Below are 1374 nucleotides of genomic sequence, written 5' to 3'. Positions count from 1 at the left end.
ATATTAATGAATATAGAAAATTATAAAATGTTGGATGCAACATTTTACACTTAAAATTATAGCAAGAGTAACAGGGCGTTTTTATGCAATATTGCATATTTCTAAATTTGTTTCTGTACTTCAATCAAGGATGAAGATAAAAAATAGTTGTTTTTTGTATGAGGAATTCTACATATCTTACTTTCGTCTAGTTTTCTTCGGTCGTATCATCTCTTCTATCACGGATTGCCCACAATTCTTCATGAGTGTATGCTTTTGAATTACCATTTAACTCGTAATCTACATATTTTTCAATTTCCTCGGGGTTCATTAGACCAAAAGCGACACCCTTAAATTCTTCAAGAAACTTATTCATTTTTACTACAATAAATTTATTAATTCTCTTATCAAATAAGTCTAATTCATTATATTCAAAATGGTCGTAATCATACCCAAAATGAAGTAACTTCATAGTTATATTGGATTTAATTCTATTCAGCTCATTAATCACAATTTCTTGTTCAACCTCAGAAAATAATTCTGCAGTTTGAAAGATATTTTTTAAACTAGGAGCTATGTTTGGTTTATTATCGAATATTAATGAACTAAAAGTCCTTATTAATTTATAACAGCTTATTTTTAAATGAAAATTAAGGTTATAAAAAGGTTTTATTTTAAAATAAGAATACTCTTTATTATAACTTACGATTTGTATATTATTTTTTTGAAAATGTCGATTAAATTTTGGTATTAACGACTCTATAAAATTGGGTTCTAAAACCTTATATGCACTTTCTTTTGTTATATATCCTTTAATTTTTAATATCTCAATTGTTTTAAAATCATGCCTGCGCTGTAACCAATTTGCCATTTTCCTTGTTACAATAAAATCCTGATTTTTATTGAGTTCTTCGTATTTACTCATTTTAGCCAAAAATTCTTTTCTGTCATTTAAATATTTTTTTATCGTTCCAGCATCTATTATATTAACTTTCCCGTTAATATAATTATCATATGAATTCTTTAATTTTTTTCCTGTTTCCAAGTATTCCTGTTCTATTTTGTGAGGGATGAGTATCTCATACATTTCTAATTCTTTTTCCCAATTGTTAACAATGCCCTCAATACCAGGGAACATGAAAATTAAATTCTGCAATTTATATTTTTGATTTGCACTTCTCATTACTTCTTTCTTAGATACCCCTGAAGGATATTCTAAAGAAGAAAAGTCATTAATACATGAACTACCAACATTTATTCTTCTTCCATTAAATTTATTTTTTATATGAAAAACTAATTTATTATTTTTTTGTTTACATAGTGAGCAAGTTTTTCTTTCCTTTTCATTTTCAATAATTGCATATGGATCAACGTCGCCAATCCACTCGTTCCTAC

The 1374-nt window shown here is 26.5% G+C and carries 1 protein-coding gene; it reads right to left on the bottom strand.

What is annotated here, in order from left to right; translation table 11 throughout:
* Positions 1-187: 187 nt before the first annotated feature.
* Positions 188-1374, bottom strand: a 1187-nt coding sequence (locus tag DN403_RS31495) for a hypothetical protein (RefSeq protein WP_179958962.1), incomplete at its 5' end; no start/stop codon positions are given.

It is taken from the genome of Bacillus sp. AY2-1 (genome assembly GCF_008368965.1).
GTDB classification, from domain to species: Bacteria; Bacillota; Bacilli; order Bacillales; family Bacillaceae_G; genus Bacillus_A; species Bacillus_A thuringiensis_S.
The sequence above is the reverse complement of the archived record's forward strand: the minus strand, read 5'-3'. Positions and strand labels throughout refer to the sequence as shown.